Annotated in this window: 12 protein-coding genes and 4 pseudogenes; 12 read left to right on the top strand and 4 right to left on the bottom strand. The window is 44.5% G+C overall.

The window, feature by feature from the left end:
- Nucleotides 1-26: 26 nt before the first annotated feature.
- From BLO31_RS15865 to BLO31_RS15855, 3 genes and pseudogenes are all read right to left on the bottom strand, one after another.
- Nucleotides 27-742, bottom strand: a pseudogene (locus BLO31_RS15865) (YebC/PmpR family DNA-binding transcriptional regulator).
- 84 nt (nt 743-826) lie between these two features.
- Entirely contained in the window at nt 827-1,036 is a 210-nt protein-coding gene (locus tag BLO31_RS15860; protein ID WP_070968821.1) for a DUF3283 family protein, read from the bottom strand.
- 159 nt (nt 1,037-1,195) lie between these two features.
- Nucleotides 1,196-1,393 carry a PA3496 family putative envelope integrity protein gene (locus tag BLO31_RS15855; protein ID WP_070968818.1) on the bottom strand — a complete coding sequence of 66 codons (198 nt, stop codon included), beginning with the start codon at nt 1,391-1,393 and terminating at the stop codon, nt 1,196-1,198.
- Between the two features lie 370 nt (nt 1,394-1,763).
- Here BLO31_RS15855 and BLO31_RS15850 point away from each other — a divergent pair, with 370 nt between their 5' ends.
- The 3 genes and pseudogenes from BLO31_RS15850 (at nt 1,764) to BLO31_RS15840 (ending at nt 4,013) form a co-directional block, all read left to right on the top strand.
- The gene (locus BLO31_RS15850; RefSeq protein WP_070968815.1) at nt 1,764-2,615 is read left to right on the top strand and encodes an ABC transporter ATP-binding protein; all 852 of its coding nucleotides are present in this window, start codon (nt 1,764-1,766) and stop codon (nt 2,613-2,615) included.
- A complete protein-coding gene (locus BLO31_RS15845; protein ID WP_070968811.1) occupies nt 2,612-3,544 on the top strand; it encodes an ATP-binding cassette domain-containing protein in 933 nt (310 codons plus the stop codon). Before BLO31_RS15850 ends, BLO31_RS15845 begins: the two co-directional genes overlap by 4 nt.
- Nucleotides 3,541-4,013: pseudogene (locus BLO31_RS15840) on the top strand (transcriptional regulator). The gene BLO31_RS15845 and the pseudogene BLO31_RS15840 overlap by 4 nt, the downstream one beginning before the upstream one ends.
- A 277-nt stretch (nt 4,014-4,290) precedes the next feature.
- Here BLO31_RS15840 and BLO31_RS15835 read toward each other — a convergent pair.
- A complete protein-coding gene (locus tag BLO31_RS15835; RefSeq protein WP_070968808.1) occupies nt 4,291-6,261 on the bottom strand; it encodes a replication initiator protein RctB domain-containing protein in 1,971 nt (656 codons plus the stop codon).
- Nucleotides 6,262-7,529: 1,268 nt separating this feature from the next.
- Between BLO31_RS15835 and BLO31_RS15830 the strand changes: the two genes are divergently transcribed.
- The 9 genes and pseudogenes from BLO31_RS15830 to aer2 form a co-directional block, all read left to right on the top strand.
- On the top strand, nt 7,530-8,747 hold the full coding sequence (locus BLO31_RS15830) for a ParA family protein (protein WP_070968806.1): 1,218 nt from the start codon (nt 7,530-7,532) through the stop codon (nt 8,745-8,747).
- Between the two features lie 5 nt (nt 8,748-8,752).
- Nucleotides 8,753-9,724 (top strand): ParB/RepB/Spo0J family partition protein, encoded by a 972-nt coding sequence (locus BLO31_RS15825; RefSeq protein WP_070968803.1) that lies wholly within the window; start codon nt 8,753-8,755, stop codon nt 9,722-9,724.
- A 118-nt stretch (nt 9,725-9,842) separates the two neighbouring features.
- Nucleotides 9,843-11,837, top strand: coding sequence for a tRNA(Met) cytidine acetyltransferase TmcA domain-containing protein (locus BLO31_RS15820; RefSeq protein ID WP_070968799.1), 1,995 nt, complete (start codon nt 9,843-9,845; stop codon nt 11,835-11,837).
- Between the two features lie 326 nt (nt 11,838-12,163).
- Nucleotides 12,164-12,457 carry an STAS domain-containing protein gene (locus tag BLO31_RS15815; RefSeq protein ID WP_070968795.1) on the top strand — a complete coding sequence of 98 codons (294 nt, stop codon included), beginning with the start codon at nt 12,164-12,166 and terminating at the stop codon, nt 12,455-12,457.
- The gene (locus BLO31_RS15810; protein ID WP_070968792.1) at nt 12,450-12,809 is read left to right on the top strand and encodes a response regulator; all 360 of its coding nucleotides are present in this window, start codon (nt 12,450-12,452) and stop codon (nt 12,807-12,809) included. The genes BLO31_RS15815 and BLO31_RS15810 overlap by 8 nt, the downstream gene beginning before the upstream one ends.
- Nucleotides 12,810-12,858: 49 nt before the next feature.
- Complete coding sequence (locus BLO31_RS15805; RefSeq protein WP_070968789.1) at nt 12,859-14,967, top strand: chemotaxis protein CheA; 2,109 nt, start codon at nt 12,859-12,861, stop codon at nt 14,965-14,967.
- A 44-nt stretch (nt 14,968-15,011) separates the two neighbouring features.
- Nucleotides 15,012-15,487: pseudogene (locus tag BLO31_RS15800) on the top strand (chemotaxis protein CheW).
- A 3-nt stretch (nt 15,488-15,490) separates the two neighbouring features.
- Nucleotides 15,491-15,951: pseudogene (locus BLO31_RS15795) on the top strand (chemotaxis protein CheW).
- Nucleotides 15,952-15,961: 10 nt separating this feature from the next.
- The coding region (gene aer2, locus BLO31_RS15790) for an aerotaxis transducer Aer2 (protein WP_070968786.1) at nt 15,962-17,943 on the top strand (1,982 nt) is incomplete at its 3' end.

The raw sequence follows: 17,943 nt of genomic DNA, 5'->3' as shown, positions 1-17,943 counted from the left end.
TTTTAGTGTTTCATGTCTATTTTCGCTTATAGCTCAGCGTTGTGATAAACCTGCTGAACATCATCACAATCATCAAGAAGATCTAAGAACTTCTGGAATTTTTCCGCATCCTCGCCAGTAACTGGAGTATGAGTTTGTGGAACGAAAGTAATTTCTTCTACGTCGAGAGTAAGATCAGGATACTCTTCACCTAGCGCTGTTTTAGTTTTGAAGAACTCAGTGTGCGGTGCAAAGACCGTCACCACGCCATCTTCTAACTCAATGTCCGTTACATCGACATCAGCCATCATTAGCGCTTCTAATACTGCTTCTTCATCATCACCTTTAAATTGGAATACCGCTTGGTGATCAAACATATGAGCTACGGTGCCAGGGCTACCAATTTTAGCACCTGTTTTCACGAAACACTGACGAACGTCTGATAAGTACGGTTACCGTTATCAGTTAAACAGTCTACAATCACGCTAGCGCCACCTGGGCCAAAACCCTCGTAACGCGCAGGTTGGTAATCTTCACCACCGCCGCCTGTAGCCTTGTCGATCGCTTTGTCGATAACGTGAGCTGGCACCTGATCTTTTTTCGCTTTTGAGATTAGGTGCTTGAGTGCCAAGTTGGTATCCGGATCTCCGCCACCATTTTTCGCACACATGTAAATCTCTTTACCGTACTTGGAATAAACTTTAATTTTTGCGCCTTGGGTTTTAGCCATAGAGGCTTTGCGCACTTCAAAACTTCTTCCCATCGGGATGTTCTCTCTTAATTCAATTTAACGCGGGGATTTTAGCAAAAACCGCGGTGTTTTCAATTTGATCGGAAGCAAAGCCTGCTAAGCTACTCCCATCATCCGCTTATATTTCTCTACTGACTGCCAAAAATCATTTAAGGCTTGCTCATCGCGAATTTTAGCGGCTTCTTGTTCTAATTCTTCTGGTCCTGCTTTCGCTTCGCGCATTTTCCAAACCAGAAATGAAGCCTGCTTATCCAGCTCGATGCGATTCTTTTCATCAGCAGGTAACAAAGACAAGTTTATCGACATAGATTCATCTCATCTGTCCGTCATCTGGAGACGCAATATATCACAGTTCTCAGCGGATGTGCTCACTCGCTGAGGATCGGGAAATTTACAGGGGTATACCAATGAAGCAAGAATAGAAAAAGGGCGGCATTTGCCACCCCCTTTGATATTGATTTATTGCTAGTGAAGTATGCCAAGCTCCTTTGCTTCTTCGATAGTCAAACCACTTTCTCGGATCTCTCTCAACGCTTCAATTCTTCGACGAGCTTCCGCTGATTTAACAGATTTTACTGGTTTTTGTGACTCTACTTCTTCCTTGAAGTCCCACTTGTCAGCAATATTGGTCATTTCATCATGGTCAATTGAATTAATGGACATAAACACCTCCGAAAACCATGTCAGGGACACCCTAATCTGTAGCAAACGGTCAGATTCTTGTTAAGCGATTTCGCACCAGAATGTGACTGTGATAATACTTCAGAAATCCCATTAATAATTTGCTCAATTTACCTTTGCACCCAGTTAATTGTAGAAGTACATTTAGGAAATTGCCCCCGCGAAAATGAACCTGATCTGGCTCTCATTTTTTATCCCGGTTTTATTCACCATCTCCAGCCAAAATCGACAAGATTTTTCACCTCAATTATTAGCTTTTTCGAGCTGGTTCACTGTTTTTCATCGCGCTTCTTTTCTCAAACAAATTAAGAGTTAATGATAATCATTATCCTTTAAGTAAGTGAGTGTCATTATGAGCGACAATCTTCTTCAGCATGCCTTTCATGCTGATCCTATTATTCAGGTAAGAGACCTTTGTGTTGACTACATCACCGACAATGGTGATTTTAACGCTGTAAAATCCGTTAGCTTTGATATTGGTAAAGGCGAAATTTTTGGCCTTGCTGGTGAATCTGGCTGTGGTAAAAGTACTATTGCTTTCGCAATCAACCGCCTGCACAAGCCGCCAGCGTTTATCTCAGGTGGCGAAATCCATTTCGAAGGCCGCGATATCCTAAGAGTTTCCGATAAAGAGTTGCAAGCGATCCGTTGGAGCGAAATTGCCATGGTTTTCCAAAGTGCAATGAACTCCCTAAACCCGGTATTACCCGTTCAAGAGCAGTTTGCCGATGTATTGCGTCATCACGCTGGGCTAACCAACGAGCAAGCTAAAGATCGCGCTGAAAAGCTACTTGACCTTGTCAACATACCGCGCGACCGTTTAACCGAGTACCCACACCAGTTCAGTGGTGGTATGCGTCAACGCTTAGTCATTGCAATTGCGTTATCTCTTAATCCTAAGTTGATCATCATGGATGAGCCTACGACAGCATTAGACGTTGTTGTTCAACGCGAGATCCTCCAGCAAATTTATCAGCTTCGCGAAGAATTTGGCTTCTCTGTTCTGTTTATCACTCACGATTTGGCATTGATGAGCCAGTTATGCGACCGCATCGCTATCATGCGCCACGGTGAAATCATCGAGGTAAATCAATCTAAACAGATCCGCAACAACCCGCAGCACCCATATACCCAGAAGCTTTGGGCATCGTTCCCGAACATTCACGAAGGTAAGCATCAGCAAGAAGAAGGAGTTCCAGCATGAGCCAGCCAATCATCCAAGTAAACAATGTAGTGAAAGAGTTCACTATTGGTGGTGGTTTCTCTTCGACTGAAACTTTCCGCGCATTGCAGGGCGTAACTTTTAATCTGCACAAAGGCCGTACCCTTGCCCTAGTTGGTGAGTCGGGTTGTGGTAAAAGTACATGTGCCCGTCTTATCACCAAGGTTTACCCAGCGACATCTGGTGAGATCTTGTATAACGGTAAGAACATCAACGATATTGAAAAGCGCAAAGAAGTACTGGACTACCGAAGCAAAGTGCAAATGGTATTCCAAGACCCGTTTGGCTCTCTAAACCCAACACATACCATCGCTCACCACTTGACACGACCGCTGAAAATCCACAATCAGGTGAAGGACAACAGCGAGATCCCAGGCCGTTTGATCGAACTGTTAGACATGGTAGAACTGGCTCACGATACACTTGGTAAGTTCCCTCACGAGCTCAGTGGTGGTCAACGTCAGCGCGTAAACCTAGCTCGTGCACTTGCTGTAGGGGCAGAAGTGATTCTGGCGGACGAACCGACTTCAATGCTTGACGTTTCTATTCGTCTAGGCGTGCTAAACCTTATGCAGCGAATGAAAAATGAGCTGGGTATCGGTTTCCTATACATCACTCACGACTTGGCGACGGCTCACTATATCGCCGAAGAAACCGCGGTGATGTACAAGGGTCAAATCGTTGAATGGGGTGATACTCAGTCTATCCTGACTAACCCGCAGCACCCATACACCAAGTTGCTAATTTCTGCAGTACCTGATCCAGATCTGCCATTTGGTAATTTGGTCAACACTGAGCCAAACTACTCTGTAGATGCCGATAAGATCCGTGCAGCCAGCGCGGTTGTTCAGGAGCACTCAGAACAAGTTGGTCCAAACCACTTTGTAAAAAAATGGGTTGAAGCTGCATGATTGAGTTAGAGACTTGGGTTGAACAGATTTCCGATTGGTATAAAAATCGGAAGCATGATCATGATACTGAACTTGAGCACCTTGTGTTTGCCGCTCCTAAAGAGGTATTTGGCCCACAAGTAACGGAAACTCAGAGCAAGGCCATCGCCTGTTGCTAGATGGCTGTCTGCGCCGTTTTAAGGGCTTAGAGTTCGACCAACCAAGTCTCGCCTACCCTTTTGTTCAATTGGCGTATAGCAAGCTCCAGCAGGCCGCTTTAAACCCCAACAGCGATATCGAGCTAAAAGATTGGTGTTTAAAGCGCATGCAGCACTTAACGGTTCTCAGTCTGGAGTTTTGCAATCGGCAGCCAAAAGGCGATTGGGACAAAGAGTCCAATCAGTTGATCGAGTCTCATGTCCATATGATGGCGTCGTTAGGTTGGAATGAACCTCGAAAGCATGATCAAGGAAATCGACCACTCCATTGATCGTTCTCGAAAGCATGATCAAGACTCTGCACTGAATTTTGAATAAAAAAAAGCGAGTTCGTGAGAACTCGCAAAACATATTCAGAATGAATGTAACAATATGAGCCAATCAATCAGGGACTAGAAGTCCCTCATTCATCAGAAAGGACAAAAGGTTGTCTATTCGGGATACATATTATCCACCGATCGCTTCACCTTTGTCAGCGCTTTGTCAGCGCACTGTTGTCTCTTTGTCTTATCACTCATAAGGTGTAACAAATTGTGTTATCTGGCCTTCTTACACCGCCACTTCATCTAGGGCTCTAAATACCATTTCGTCGAGATGACCTTCAAATACCTGCTTGCACACTTTGCGTCTTACCGCGAGGCCAGCAATTAGTCGCTCGATCGACAAATGCTTGTTTTCACTCTGACCGTTGTACAGTTCAATCATCTTGCTCAGAGTTTCATAAGGCACTACTTCACCATCCACTCGCAACCAATCAAGCTTGTCAATCAGCTCCTGACACTCTTCTTCGATTGATCCATGGGAATGCCCTGTCATCGCAGCCAAAGCCGTTATACTGCGTTCTAGGGCCTCTGAGGAGGTATATTTAGATAGAGTGATGGTAATCTCATCCGCATTGATCTCGACCAAGTGTTTTCTTTGCTTCACTCGGCGACCTAAATTCCCTTTCGGGGACTTTTCTTTGCGCTGGATCGGTTCAAACTCTCCGTCGATGATTTGCGAAAGCTCGTCAAGTTGCTGTTTCGAAACCATTTCATTGCGCAATGGGTTCGGTAACGTTGGCGCCATATTGCGCTTACCCGCATTGGTCGTTCTCGCTCTTGAGTAACGCAATACTTCTTCCGCATCGCACTTGATATCAAACTGATAGTCTTTGATCTTTCCATTCTCGATCAATGCCGTGATCGTTAAGTGGTAACCGTACAAGTTCACCACAAAAAAGTCTTCAGTACCCTTGCCATCGGATAAGCGTTTAAGTTCGCGGACAAGATCCATCGAAAAACGGCGCCATTCGATGTTTCTGGCTAACTTTTGGTTCAACTCGCTAAGCAGCATTACGTCCGTATGACGGCGCGACATACGGCTTCTGAAGTATGAATAGAGCTGGAAGACTAAAGTGTGTTGCTTCAAGATCTCTGGTGGGAACAAGAAGAAATAGTCTCGCGTGAGAAGCTCTTCGTAAAACGAAGGTTCCCATACCAAAATATAGAGGTTGGGTTTAATGCGTATCTCGCCACTAGCCGCTTCCGTCGGGGCTTCCTCAGACGCGGTGATCGTGCGAGCAATAAAGCGAAAACGATCACTTTTAAAGCCTTCAGGCATGTTCTCACTTAGCCAGCGTCCCGTCAGCTCGTGTAGCTGAAAATCGGTGAATTCTATGCGATCAATACTATCTCGGATCGCATCGCGGGCCGGACCACTGTCTTTCTTTCCTCTGAGTGAAAGGATATCGGTGATGTACAAGGGCGTTTTGTTTGGCGCTTGTTTGGCATCGAGCTGATAAGAGTGTTGATGATGTTCGTGATACTGAACTGTCAAAGTAAAAAGCGCAAACAAGGTCATCAGATCGTCGACAGTCATGATGTTCTTCGAAGATCGCGTTTCGATAACCGCACGAGTACCAGATATTGAAACCATTGATTTTTGGTAACTTTTTCTAGTTCTCGGTGGAGCAAGAGCTTGATCAATAATGCCTGCCCAGTTGGTAGGTGAAACGACAAACTGATCCGCTTCATCTTTCATCGCTGGTGGTGTGTTCAAGCCGTGTTCGTTTAAAAGACGTTTATTCACTTGCGTTTGAGCAAGGGCTTTGGAGCGTTTTTGCTTTTCCGATTGTTTTACGGACTCGGTAACGAGACTAGTAGCGCCTAGTACTGAAATGAGTTCATTGGGATTAACAAACCGATGTAACATCGTTTTACCGGCCAGTCCCTCTTCAAATCTCACTGGGACTTGTGCAAACAGACCGATATTTACAGCCGCTCTCAAGCGCTGCTGTATCGCCGCTCGCGTTACTTGCCCGTCAGTGGCATCGATAAGCTCGGTTGTTGAAACTAGGCCATCCTTGCTACTAAAGCCACGCAAAGAGATCAAGTTGAGTAGTTCGACGATGCTTTTCGTGACCCCTTTAAAGTGCTGGTATTGTTCTATCCAGTTAACTGCCGTTTCTGAAACCTCAAATAGGTGTCCGTCTTTATGGCTTCTTGGGGCTTTGATCAGTATCTTATCTTCTGAACTCATTATTCGATCCGTGTCACGAAAGCCGTAATATGGCTATAGTTCCGAAAGAATAAAGAAAAAAAGATCATAAATAAAGAAAAAAATTGTTGTTTTAAATAACTGATCTTTTTGATTAATCTGATCTTAATTGATTATATGATCTATTGATCAGAGCGGCTGATTGATTATAAGTGACTGTTTTAAAAAGATAAAAAAAAACACGCTCCGAAAGCATGATCATACATTTGACGAAAGCATGATCAACTAAAGCTTGAAAACATGATCAAAACCGACTGAAAACATGATCATAGTCGTTCCGAATCGATGATCATCGCGCTTTTGAAAGCATGATCAACGCCATTACACACGTTATCCACAAGCGATTGAATAACTCTAGTTCCAGTTGACGAATAACAAGTCAATTGAGATGGAAAAATGGCCTCAATATCAACGGAAGCATGATCATGATAACTAGGATTTAAATCGACTTGTATAAAAAAACATCGATTACTTTGTTGGTCACCGATTTTTCTTTTCGTTGCTCAGTATAGTGGAATGTCACCAATTTCCTGAAAGCATGATCAAGATGTATTCGTATCTTTGATATGTAAACTGAGGTTCTCTTTGTTCACCAAGTTATTCTAGGCAATTTCCAGCTAAACCAGAGTTCATCTGCATTCTTCCGTAATTTAAGTTAGAAATTACATGCTTCCGGCGTAGGCACCTACTTGATCATTGATCCGTATATTGATCATTTGTTTTAACCTAGTTCAAGTCGGTAAATAGACAGAGAATATCCTTGATCATAGTTCCTAAACCGCTATTAAAGTATGGAAGTATGATCATGGAGGCTCTCTTGATCATGCTTTCGAAGCGTAAAACAAACTAAATAGAAGATGGACTGGATTCTCGATTCTAGTTAAATGTACATCTGGTCTAAATTGAAAATGCACCTACCGTAAGTTAGTCGAGTTTTGTAATCGTTCCGAGAAACGCATGTCATTAGCTTAGTGCCTATACTTACTTCTTCTTTTCATCTTTCGTATTTACATTGTAAATGAGTGACGCTGTAACACTTTAAATCTACAAATTTTTACACCCCTATCTATGTTCTATTTTGAGCATGTTTTGCCACTATTGATCTAGAAAAAGTATAGATATAGATAATTCGTTAGTCTTAGTCTCTATTTTATGTGATAAGTGTCAATAAGTGAATGTTCACCTTTTTATTGTAATGAGGATATATTGCTGTACAATTGCTTGTTAGACACAAATAACGGAATTTGGCTATGAAAAGAGAACAGACGATAGAAAATCTCAATCAGTTAGCAGAGCAAACCGCACAAGTTCAGGCTGACCGAATTGAGATCGTTTTAGAAGAGCGCAGAGAGGAACATTTTCCTCCTATGTCTAAAGCATTAATGGAAACGCGTTCTGGGTTGACGAGACGCAAGCTTGACGACGCTATTAGTAAAATGGAGCAAGCTGGCCATCAATTTACTAAAAACAATGCCAATCACTACTCTATCTCTCTTCAAGAAGCCCATATGCTGATGGATGCCGCTGGCGTTCCTAAGTTTCATCAGCGCAAAAAGAACAATGAAAACAAGCCTTGGATCATTAACGTTCAAAACCAAAAAGGGGGTACTGGCAAATCAATGTCTGCGGTGCACCTTGCTGCTTGTTTGGCGCTCAATCTCGATAAGCGATACCGTATTTGCCTTATCGATTTAGATCCACAGGGTTCGTTACGACTGTTCTTAAATCCGCAAATTAGTACTTCAGATCATGAAAATATCTATTCCGCCGTCGACGTTATGCTTGATAACGTACCGGATGAAGTGGAAGTTGATAATGCGTTTTTACAAAAGAATGTATTGATGCCAACCCAATACCCAAATCTAAAAACCGTGTCCGCTTTTCCGGAAGATGCGATGTTCAATGCTGAGGCTTGGCAATATCTTTCACAAAGCCAATCGCTGGATATCGTTAAGCTCCTAAAAGAAAAGCTTATCGACAAAATTGCCGATGATTTTGACATTATTATGATTGATACTGGCCCACACGTTGACCCTCTAGTTTGGAACGCGATGTACGCTTCGAACGCGTTGTTAATTCCTTGTGCCGCTAAGCGTTTGGATTGGGCTTCAACGGTAAACTTCTTCCAACACCTGCCAACGGTGTACGAGATGTTCCCAGAAGACTGGCAAGGTCTAGAGTTTGTGCGACTGATGCCAACAATGTTTGAAGACGACAATAAAAAACAAGTGTCGGTTCTTACAGAAATGAACTATTTACTTGGTGATCAAGTGATGATGGCGACGATTCCAAGAAGCCGTGCGTTTGAAACCTGTGCCGATACCTATAGCACGGTGTTTGACTTAACTACTGGTGATTTTGAAGGTGGTAAGAAAACGCTCGCAACGGCTCAAGATGCCGTACAAAAGAGTGCGCTAGAATTAGAACGCGTGCTGCACAGTAATTGGACTTCACTTAATCAAGGGTAAAAAACATGGCAATTAAAACGTCTGACTTAAACGCGAGACTTTTTGGTAAAGCAAACAAGCGCCGTGCGAGTACACCACAAGAAGCGCAACAAGCTGCGAAAGAGCAAGCTCAGATAATCGAACTTGCAGTTGCAGGTGAAGAAGTGGTTGCGTTTGAACTCGTGCGTATTCCAGCAAGTGAAGTTGCAGAGCGTACAACCGTTTTTTCTGACAATGCTAGGGAACAATCCTTCCTCAACGAGCACGCATTGTCGGATGTGTTAGCGACATTAAAAGAGCGAGGACAACAGTACCCAGCCGTGGGTCGCCGAACCGAAGATGGCAAGATTGAAGTGTTAGACGGCAGTCGTCGTCGTATGTCATGTATCTTGGCTGAACGCGAGTTTATGGTGTATGTCGGTGACAACATCAGCGGTGAACATGCTAAGTTCTTATCGGATGTTGCAAACGCTCACAAGCCTCTCTCTTTGTATGAAAAAGGTAAAGAGATGCAAGCTAAACTCAGCAGCGGAGAAGCAGAAGACCAAAAAGCACTGGCTAAAATGTTCCAATGTAGTGAAGCCTTAGTCAGCGGCGCATTGAAAGCGGCTGATCTGCCTTTGGAACTATTGCGCGCTTACCCTAATGTCGCGGAATTAGGGCGCCCAACTATCGTTAAGCTACACAAAAAGTTTAACGAGTTAAATGACAAAAAGCAGGCTGAGTTACTCGGTAAGTGCCATTCTGAACAAGGTTACGTCTGGGAACGTTGTGATAGTCAAGGCGTTGCCCGAATGACAAAAGAAGTGTCAGAGACTTTGGAGCAGTGGATAGAAGAGCTTTTACCTGCAAAAACGAAGCAGAGTACAAAAGTTGATCTCGTTAAAGGCCGCGCTACTTACAGCCGCAAAGGAGCAAATCTGAATCTGACTCTGAAGAAAGTGGATGACGGAACCATGCAAGAAATTCTCGATTTCTTGCAAAGCAAATTAAAATAAGTCCATGACTCGTAGAAGCCGCTATTGAATAGCGGCTTTTTTATTGGCTTAAATGAGTAAAGTTCCGTAATGCCAAAGTTTCAGTATAATGCTGAGACGCCACTTAATAGAGATGCTTATGACTTGTTACCTCTCCTACATTAAACAAGAGTTGGAAAATGCTGCAATACTGAACATACGCAGCGCAATACGACTCGTTGGTACAAGCAGTTGGCAAGAATCTTTATTGAGAGCGGTGTGCAATCTTCCCCTAGTTCAGCGGGCGGTACAGTTAGGTGGCCAACCTTTAGATCACTCGGTGCAACATTACGCGTTTAACAAGGGTCAGCAGTTATTAGGGCAAGAGGTAGAACTGCTGATACTCGACGTTTCAGAAAATTATGATAGCAATAGCTTTAGTAGTGCACTTGGCGCCTTGAAAGGTGGAGGTTTACTCATAGTTGTTGGTAAGATTAATCCCCTATCCTTCGCTGATAAGTGGATGGAACGCGCGTTAAATGAACTCACTGTATTAAGTGAAACAGAGTCGTTACCAGTAGTTTTACCGACTGAGCAAAAGCCAATCGAAAACAGTTTCTCTCAACAGTTTGAAGCGATAGCCAAGATAGAAAAAGTGCTAATCGGTCACCGAAAGCGTCCCCTTGTGTTGACCGCTAATCGAGGCCGCGGAAAAACCAGTGCATTAGGTTTTGCAGCAGCTAATATTATGGCAAAAAGAAGCGTTAGGATTTTAGTCACCGCACCTGCCATGGCCTCGGTAGAACCACTATTTAAACACGCATTAGAACGCCTACCGGAGCATGCTCAATACACAAAGGGCAAGCTCACTTTTGAAGACGCAAGTGTCCAATTTGTCGCACCGGACGAGCTTGTTAGTAAAAGACCAGAGTGCGATCTGCTTTTTGTTGATGAGGCAGCAGCAATCCCGCTTCCCTTGTTGATTCAAATGGTATCCCATTACCACCGAGCGGTATTTTCTACCACGGTGCACGGCTATGAAGGATGCGGACGAGGGTTTACCCTAAAGTTTCAATCTTGGCTAGACAGTCATAGACCGGGTTGGAAGAGTTGTCATCTCACTCAACCCATTCGCTGGTCTGAATGTGATCCCCTTGAAAAATGGCACTATAAAACGTATTTACTTGATTCCGAATTAGCAGCGGTAGGGAAAGATGAGGTGGCATCGAATGCGTTGGTCGAACTAGATGCGGAATCTCTGTTTAACTGTCCAATTAAGTTGGCTTCCTGCTTTGCACTTCTTGTAAATGCACATTATCAGACCAGTCCGAATGATCTCATGATGATTCTTGGTGATGAAAAACTCAGCTTGTTCGCAAGTTTTAATGGTGACGTCTGTATTCAGTGTGTGTTAGTAGTTAAAGAAGGCGAAATCCCACACTCTTTGATAACCGAAATCGAATCGGGAAAACGCAGGCCCAAAGGACAACTTGTCGCATCGACAATGATTACGCAACTGGCCCTTCCTCAGATGGCGGCAGAGACCAGTTATAGGATCATGCGCATAGCGGTGCATCCCGACTTACAACAACAGGGCTTTGGCTCAAATGCTATCAGGCAAATTCGCTTGCACTATGGGAACGAGACACTGACCACCAGTTTTGGTGCTACCAGTGAGTTACTGGCGTTTTGGCAAAAAAATGGTTTTAGATGTGTAAGAATAGGAACGAGTCGCGATCATACGAGCGGTTGTCATTCGGTGATCATGATAAATAGTGTTGCAAGTTGGTTGAGTCAAGCCACTTCCATGTGTGCAGATAGCTTGTCATATCTATACAGTACATCTTTGCGAACTCTGCCTGTTGAGATGGTCAAACAACTGCCCTTGCCCAAGTCTATCACCCCTACTCCGTTTCGCTCACGAAAACTGCTAGATAACTATTTACTTGGCAGCGCAAACTATGAGTCCATTGCTCCGTTTCTTTTGAGCATACTCTTAGCAGAGAAGGTAGAGAGCGAAGCACTTCCTGATTGCATCATTCGCAAAGTGTTTCAGCAGTGGTCATGGCAAGAATGTGCTAATGAATTTGGCGTTGCCGGAAGAAAGCAGATGGAGGTCCGTTTTAAACAGTCTCTTGGTAAGTTGCTCCTGTAAGTTGCTTATTTACAGTGTAAATTTTAACCTACGTTCGCTCATGCGTTGGTTTGAGCATTGTGACAATTTACACTGTAAACTTCACCGTCATATGACAAGAAACTACCACTGAAATCTTATAAATAGTAAGGTTTTTTACTCCGAGTTCAAATTTTTAACTATATGATATATAGGGATATATCATATGGTTGTCTACAGTTGTTGCAAAAAGCGTTGCAAAAATACGCGTTTACCAATTTGCGTATTGGTCATTTCTTCCTAAACTCTTCATTAAGTGGTGAAACACTTACTTGGCTAGAAAAAAAAGAAATAGTGTGGGTACTTAAATGGAATGTACGCTTTCAGAGACGCTGGATATCTCGACGGTTCTCGACGCTTCGACGCTTTATCAACAATGGCTTAGTCACAATGAAGCATTAACCGTAGATGCATCCCAAGTATCGCGAGTTGATGCGGCCGGTATTCAAGTTCTAACCTCTCTTTTTCTTACTGCTAAACGAAACCAAATTAACGCCGAACTCCACAATCCCAGTCCTACACTGGTCGACGGTATTGAGGTTTTGGGCTTGTGTCCAGTGTTCAATTTGAAAACGGATTCCGGAGAAATAGGTGATGACTAAGATTTTAGCTGTAGACGATTCTATCTCAATTCGTCAAATGGTTAGCCACACTTTAAAAGATGCTGGCTATGAGGTGGAAACCGCTAACGACGGTAGAGACGCACTGAGCAAAGTCGCTTCCACCAAGTTTGACGTGGTTATATCTGATGTAAACATGCCAAATATGGGTGGCTTTGAGCTGGTAAAGGCGCTCAGAGACAAGCCGCAATACAAGTTTGTGCCAATTTTAATGCTGACGACAGAAACGAGTACAGATAAAAAACAACAAGGCAAATCTGTTGGAGCAACAGGGTGGCTAGTTAAGCCGTTTAACCCAGATACATTATTAAAAACATTAAAACGCGTTATCTAAAACAAAAATAATAACGACGCGATACGTTTGAGTGGCAAAAGGGGGACCCATGGCTTTAGACATGGAGCAACTTCGTAAGATGTTTTACGAAGAGTGCCGAGAGAACTTGGAAGTTTTAGAAGATGTCTTGCTGAATTTAGATGTGACTCATGTGGATGATGAGTCCATCAATACTATTTTTCGAGCCGCGCACTCTATAAAAGGCGGTGCTGCCACCTTTAACCTATTTGATATCAGTGAGTTCACCCATTCCGTTGAGGCTTACCTAGACCTTGTACGCAATAATGAAAAGAAGCTGACAGCGGAAACTATCGACTTGCTTTTAAAAAGTGGTGACTGCATAGCCTCTATGCTTGCAGGCCATGAGTCTGGTGGTGAAGTCGATGAAGCAATGAAGCAAGAGGTCAGTGAAAAACTGCACCAGTTATTGGATGCTCCCTCCGCAGAGCTCGAAGCAACGCCAGAGTCTTCGCCGCAAGCCTCCTTATCAAAAGGCGGCACTTGGCAGCTCACCTTTACTCCCCACCCAGAAATGTTTTTCAGTGGTAACGACCCGCTAAGAATACTTCGCGAGTTACATGAGCTGGATGAAAACTGTGTAGTTAAAGCCGACTTTGCCAAGTTGCCGGAGTTGGCCGAAATGGAGTCAGAACTCTGTTATCTCACTTGGACGGCGAAACTTTCAAGTCAGGTTACTCAACAAGAGATAGAGGAGATCTTTGAGTGGGTGATTGACGAATGTGATTTAGACATTCAGCTACAAGAAAGTGAACCCTTGCTTGCCGCTTCTGCAGAACAGCAGGTGACCGGTGAGGGAAAAGAAACTGCCCTCCCCGCTCATCCTGATGTTTCCTCTCAAGAACCATCGGAAGTCACTGCTCAAACGCCCCCTGCTACCCCAGCCCAAAAAACAGAAAGCAAATCGACAAAAGTAGCGAAATCTGACTCCAGTGTTAGCTCTATTCGCGTTGATATTGACAAGGTAGACAGCCTTATCAACTTGGTTGGTGAACTGGTTATCACCCAATCCATGCTAACGGAAATCGGCAACGACTTTACCATTGATAAACTAGAAAAATTGAAAGCTGGACTTGCTCAGTTACTGCAAAACAGCAAAGACCTTCAGGAAAATGTTTTAAACATTCGCATGTTGCCAATGAGCTTTGCGTTTAGCCGATTCCCTCGTTTAGTCAGAGATCTCTCATCGCGCCTAGAAAAACAAGTTGACCTTCAAATCAGCGGTGAGCAGACAGAACTGGACAAAACGGTATTAGAACGCATCGTTGACCCTCTGGTTCATTTGGTTCGAAACAGTATCGACCACGGCATAGAGCAGCCTGAAACACGGCGTGAAAACGGTAAAGACCCAATGGGGGTGGTTACGCTTAATGCCTATCATCAGGGAGGCTCAATTGTGATTGAGATTGTCGATGATGGAGCCGGACTAAACTGTGACAAGCTGTGGAATAAAGCTTTGGAAAAAGGTGTGTTAGCGTCTGATTCTCGACGAGAAGAGATGAGTGACAAACAGGTGATGAATCTTATCTTTGCCCCGGGATTTTCGACCGCGGAAGAGGTATCAGATATCTCAGGAAGAGGTGTCGGAATGGACGTAGTTCGTCGCAACATCGAAGAGCTGGGCGGCCATATTGAAGTCGAATCTGAACTGGGAAAAGGGTGCCGTTTTGTTATCAACCTACCCCTAACCCTCGCCATCTTAGACGGGCAATTGGTTAAAGTCGCCAACGAAGTCTACGTGATCCCTCTATTGACAATAGTTGAATCAATTCAAATAGATAAGTCTTGTATTAAGTATGCTTCCGGCGGTGTGGAGCTCTATCGGTTAAGAGATGAAAACATCCCAATTTTACGCCTTCAAGAAGAGTTGGAGATGGGCAGCAGCGGTGAGCTAGATGAAAGAATTCTCTGTTTTGTCGAAGCGGCGGGTAACCGAGTGGGTCTTTTACTCGATGAGTTACTCGATCAACAGCAAGTGGTCATTAAAAGCCTAGAGTCTAATTACAGTAAAGTGCCAGGAATATCGGGAGCGACCATATTGGGCGATGGCTCGGTCTCTTTGATTTTGGATATTCAGGGACTGATCACCAACTTTCTAAACCGTACTTCTGAAGCCGGTCATAAAGGCATTGCAGCGTAGGGGGCGATGTGGAGAAAGCATTAGTAGAAGCCAAAACCCAAGCACTGCTCGCTAAAGTTGAAGGTGAGGTGAGTGAGAGTGCCGATTTTCTCAGCTTTTTGCTGGCCAATGAGTTGTATGGTGTAGATATAAAAGACGTAGAGGAAATACGAGTATGGGAAAGGCCCACGCCGATCCCGCGTTCGCCGACGTTTGTTAAAGGCGTAATTAACCTCAGAGGAATGATAGTTCCAGTCGTTGACCTTAGAGCTCGCTTTGATATTGGTGAGTGTGAGTACATACCAACTACAGTAGTTATCGTGCTGCGAATGAGCAACGATGAAGAAGAGCGATTGATGGGGCTAGTCGTGGACGCGGTGAGCGACGTGATCAGCAAGGTAACAATGAACTCTATCCCGCTGTTGGCGAGTCTCTTGTTACCCCTTACTTACAGGGGCTAATCAATGTCGGGGAACACGTGATGTCGCTGTTTAACACCGATGAGTTGCTCAATATGGACCGAATACTAAGGATGGGCTAGGTCATGGATACGCAAGAGTTTCTGAGTTTTATTCTAGAAAATGACGAATATGGCGTGCCTATTCTCGACGTACGGGAGGTTCGCGGTTGGAGCTGCGTAAGAGAGGTACCCAACTCTCCCGACTATATGAAAGGCGTATTAGAAATACGCGGAGAGTACGTTCCGATCGTCGATTTGCGGATGCGTTTTAGCCTGCCTCCGGCAGAGATCAACTCTACCACGGTAGTGATTGTACTAAACGATCCGAACATGCAGCCTCTGGGCATTATTGTCGATGCGGTTTCAGAGGTTTACGACCTAACCGATGAAGATATTAAACCCTCCCTAATGTGGCGGGAGGCATAGATTATAGCTACATACGGGGGCTAGCCTCCGTAGAAAACGGCCACTTAATACTAATTAACCTTGAAGCTCTATTTGACGTAGCGGAGCTAAACGAGGCGTCAGAAGAAGCAATTATGTGAGAGGTGATTCATGGCATTTTGGAATTCGAAAAAGGAACCTGCAACACGACCATTTGTTGCACCAACGACTCAGGAACAAGATTCTTTAATGGATGAATTTGAACCTGCAGAAGAAAAGGGGCTGAGTAAAGAGCAGTTAATGTCGGCTTTAAACGCGGCTCAAACGGCTTTAATGATGATAGATAGGGATTTTAATATTACTTATCTTAATCAGAAATCCTTAGATCTACTGCAAACTCACGAGGTTTTGTTTCGCTCCGTATGGCCAAACTTTAGAGCTACTGAAGAGTTTCTGCTTGGCAATTGTATTGATATGTTTCACGCCAACCCTCAGCATCAACGCCAGATGTTGGCTAATCCGGGTAATCTTCCCTACAAGACAACCATTAACGTTCGAGAAGTGCGCATTGAACTCAATGTAGGGGCGATCATTGACAGTCGGGGTAACTATGTCGGCAATACTCTCGAATGGGCCGATGTCACCGAGGCGGAAAAACAGAATGACGAAATATCGCGTCTGCAAGCGGCTGTCGATCAGGCTCAAACCGCAATGGTGATGATTGATAGAGACCTCAATATCACTTATGCCAACCACGAAACATTACAACTTTTCAAAAAACACGAAGCCACGATGCGCTCTGTATGGTCCGGCTTTACTGCCAGTGAGGAGTGGTTGATGGGGCGTTGTATCGATGAGTTCCATCGCAATCCAGCTCATCAACGTCAGCTTTTGGCTGATCCGGGAAACTTGCCGTACAAAACGGACATAGCAATTAAAGACCTTTTGATTGAACTAAATGTGGCGGCAATAAGAGATGCGAAAGGCAACTATATTGGCAACACACTCGAATGGCGAGACGTGACGGAAGAGCGCGCTAAAGAGCAAGAGATAGGGCGGTTAGCATCAGCAGTTGCTGGTATGACGACCAACTTAATGATGGCGAATAAAGACGGCATCATCACTTACCTCAACCCCGCATTAACCACGCTGTTGCGAAGCAGAGAAAGCGATTTGCAAAAAGAGTTACCGGGATTTGATTCCAACGCCTTGGTGGGTAAAAACATTGATGTTTTCCACAAAAATCCTAGCCACCAGCGAAATATTATAGCTAACCCAGATAGGTTGCCTTTTTCTTCAAATATCAAAGTGGGGGCGCTGGAGTTTAACCTAACGTGCATTGCCATGCGTGATGGTCAAGGTGAGTACATTGGCCCGGCATTGCAGTGGGTAGATATCACCGAACAGCAAGACGGTCAGCGCCAAGTGGAAGCCTTAATTCAAAGAGCGATTGATGGCGACCTTAACGAGCGCATTGATACCAGTGTGTACAGTGGTTTTATGAAGGAGCTGGGTGACGGAATAAACAGTCTGTTAGATACCATAGTCGAACCACTTGGACAGTGTATTGACGTGATGAGCCAAGTGGCGGAAGGCGATCTCAATACCAATATGTCAGACAATCAAGGAGAGTTTGGCCGACTATCGGATGCGGTGAATACCTCAATTCTCAATATTCGAAATATGGTTGATAAGATCACCAACTCATCGGCACGTGTCGCGACGGCATCGACTGAAATTGCCGAAGGGAACAACGACTTGAGTCAGCGCGTCGAAGCGCAAGCTTCCAACTTGGAACAAACCGCAGCCAGCATGGAGCAGATGACCGCAACCGTGCGTCAAAATGCAGATAATGCCAAAGGTGCGAACGACTTGGCCAATGATGCGGCTAAAAAAGCGAGCAAAGGCGGCGAAGTGGTTGGGCATGCAGTCTCGGCAATGTCCGAAATTAACAGTGCGAGCAAAAAGATTGCGGACATTATCGGCGTGATAGATGAGATCGCTTTCCAAACTAACCTGTTGGCTCTGAATGCCGCGGTAGAAGCCGCGAGGGCAGGGGAGCAAGGCCGAGGATTTGCTGTCGTTGCGGGAGAGGTTCGAAACCTTGCGCAGAGAAGCGCAGCCGCCGCCAAAGAGATCAAAGGCCTAATAAA

The organism is Vibrio sonorensis, from assembly GCF_001854765.1.
Taxonomy (GTDB): Bacteria; Pseudomonadota; Gammaproteobacteria; order Enterobacterales; family Vibrionaceae; genus Vibrio; species Vibrio sonorensis.
The sequence above is the reverse complement of the archived record's forward strand: the minus strand, read 5'-3'. Positions and strand labels throughout refer to the sequence as shown.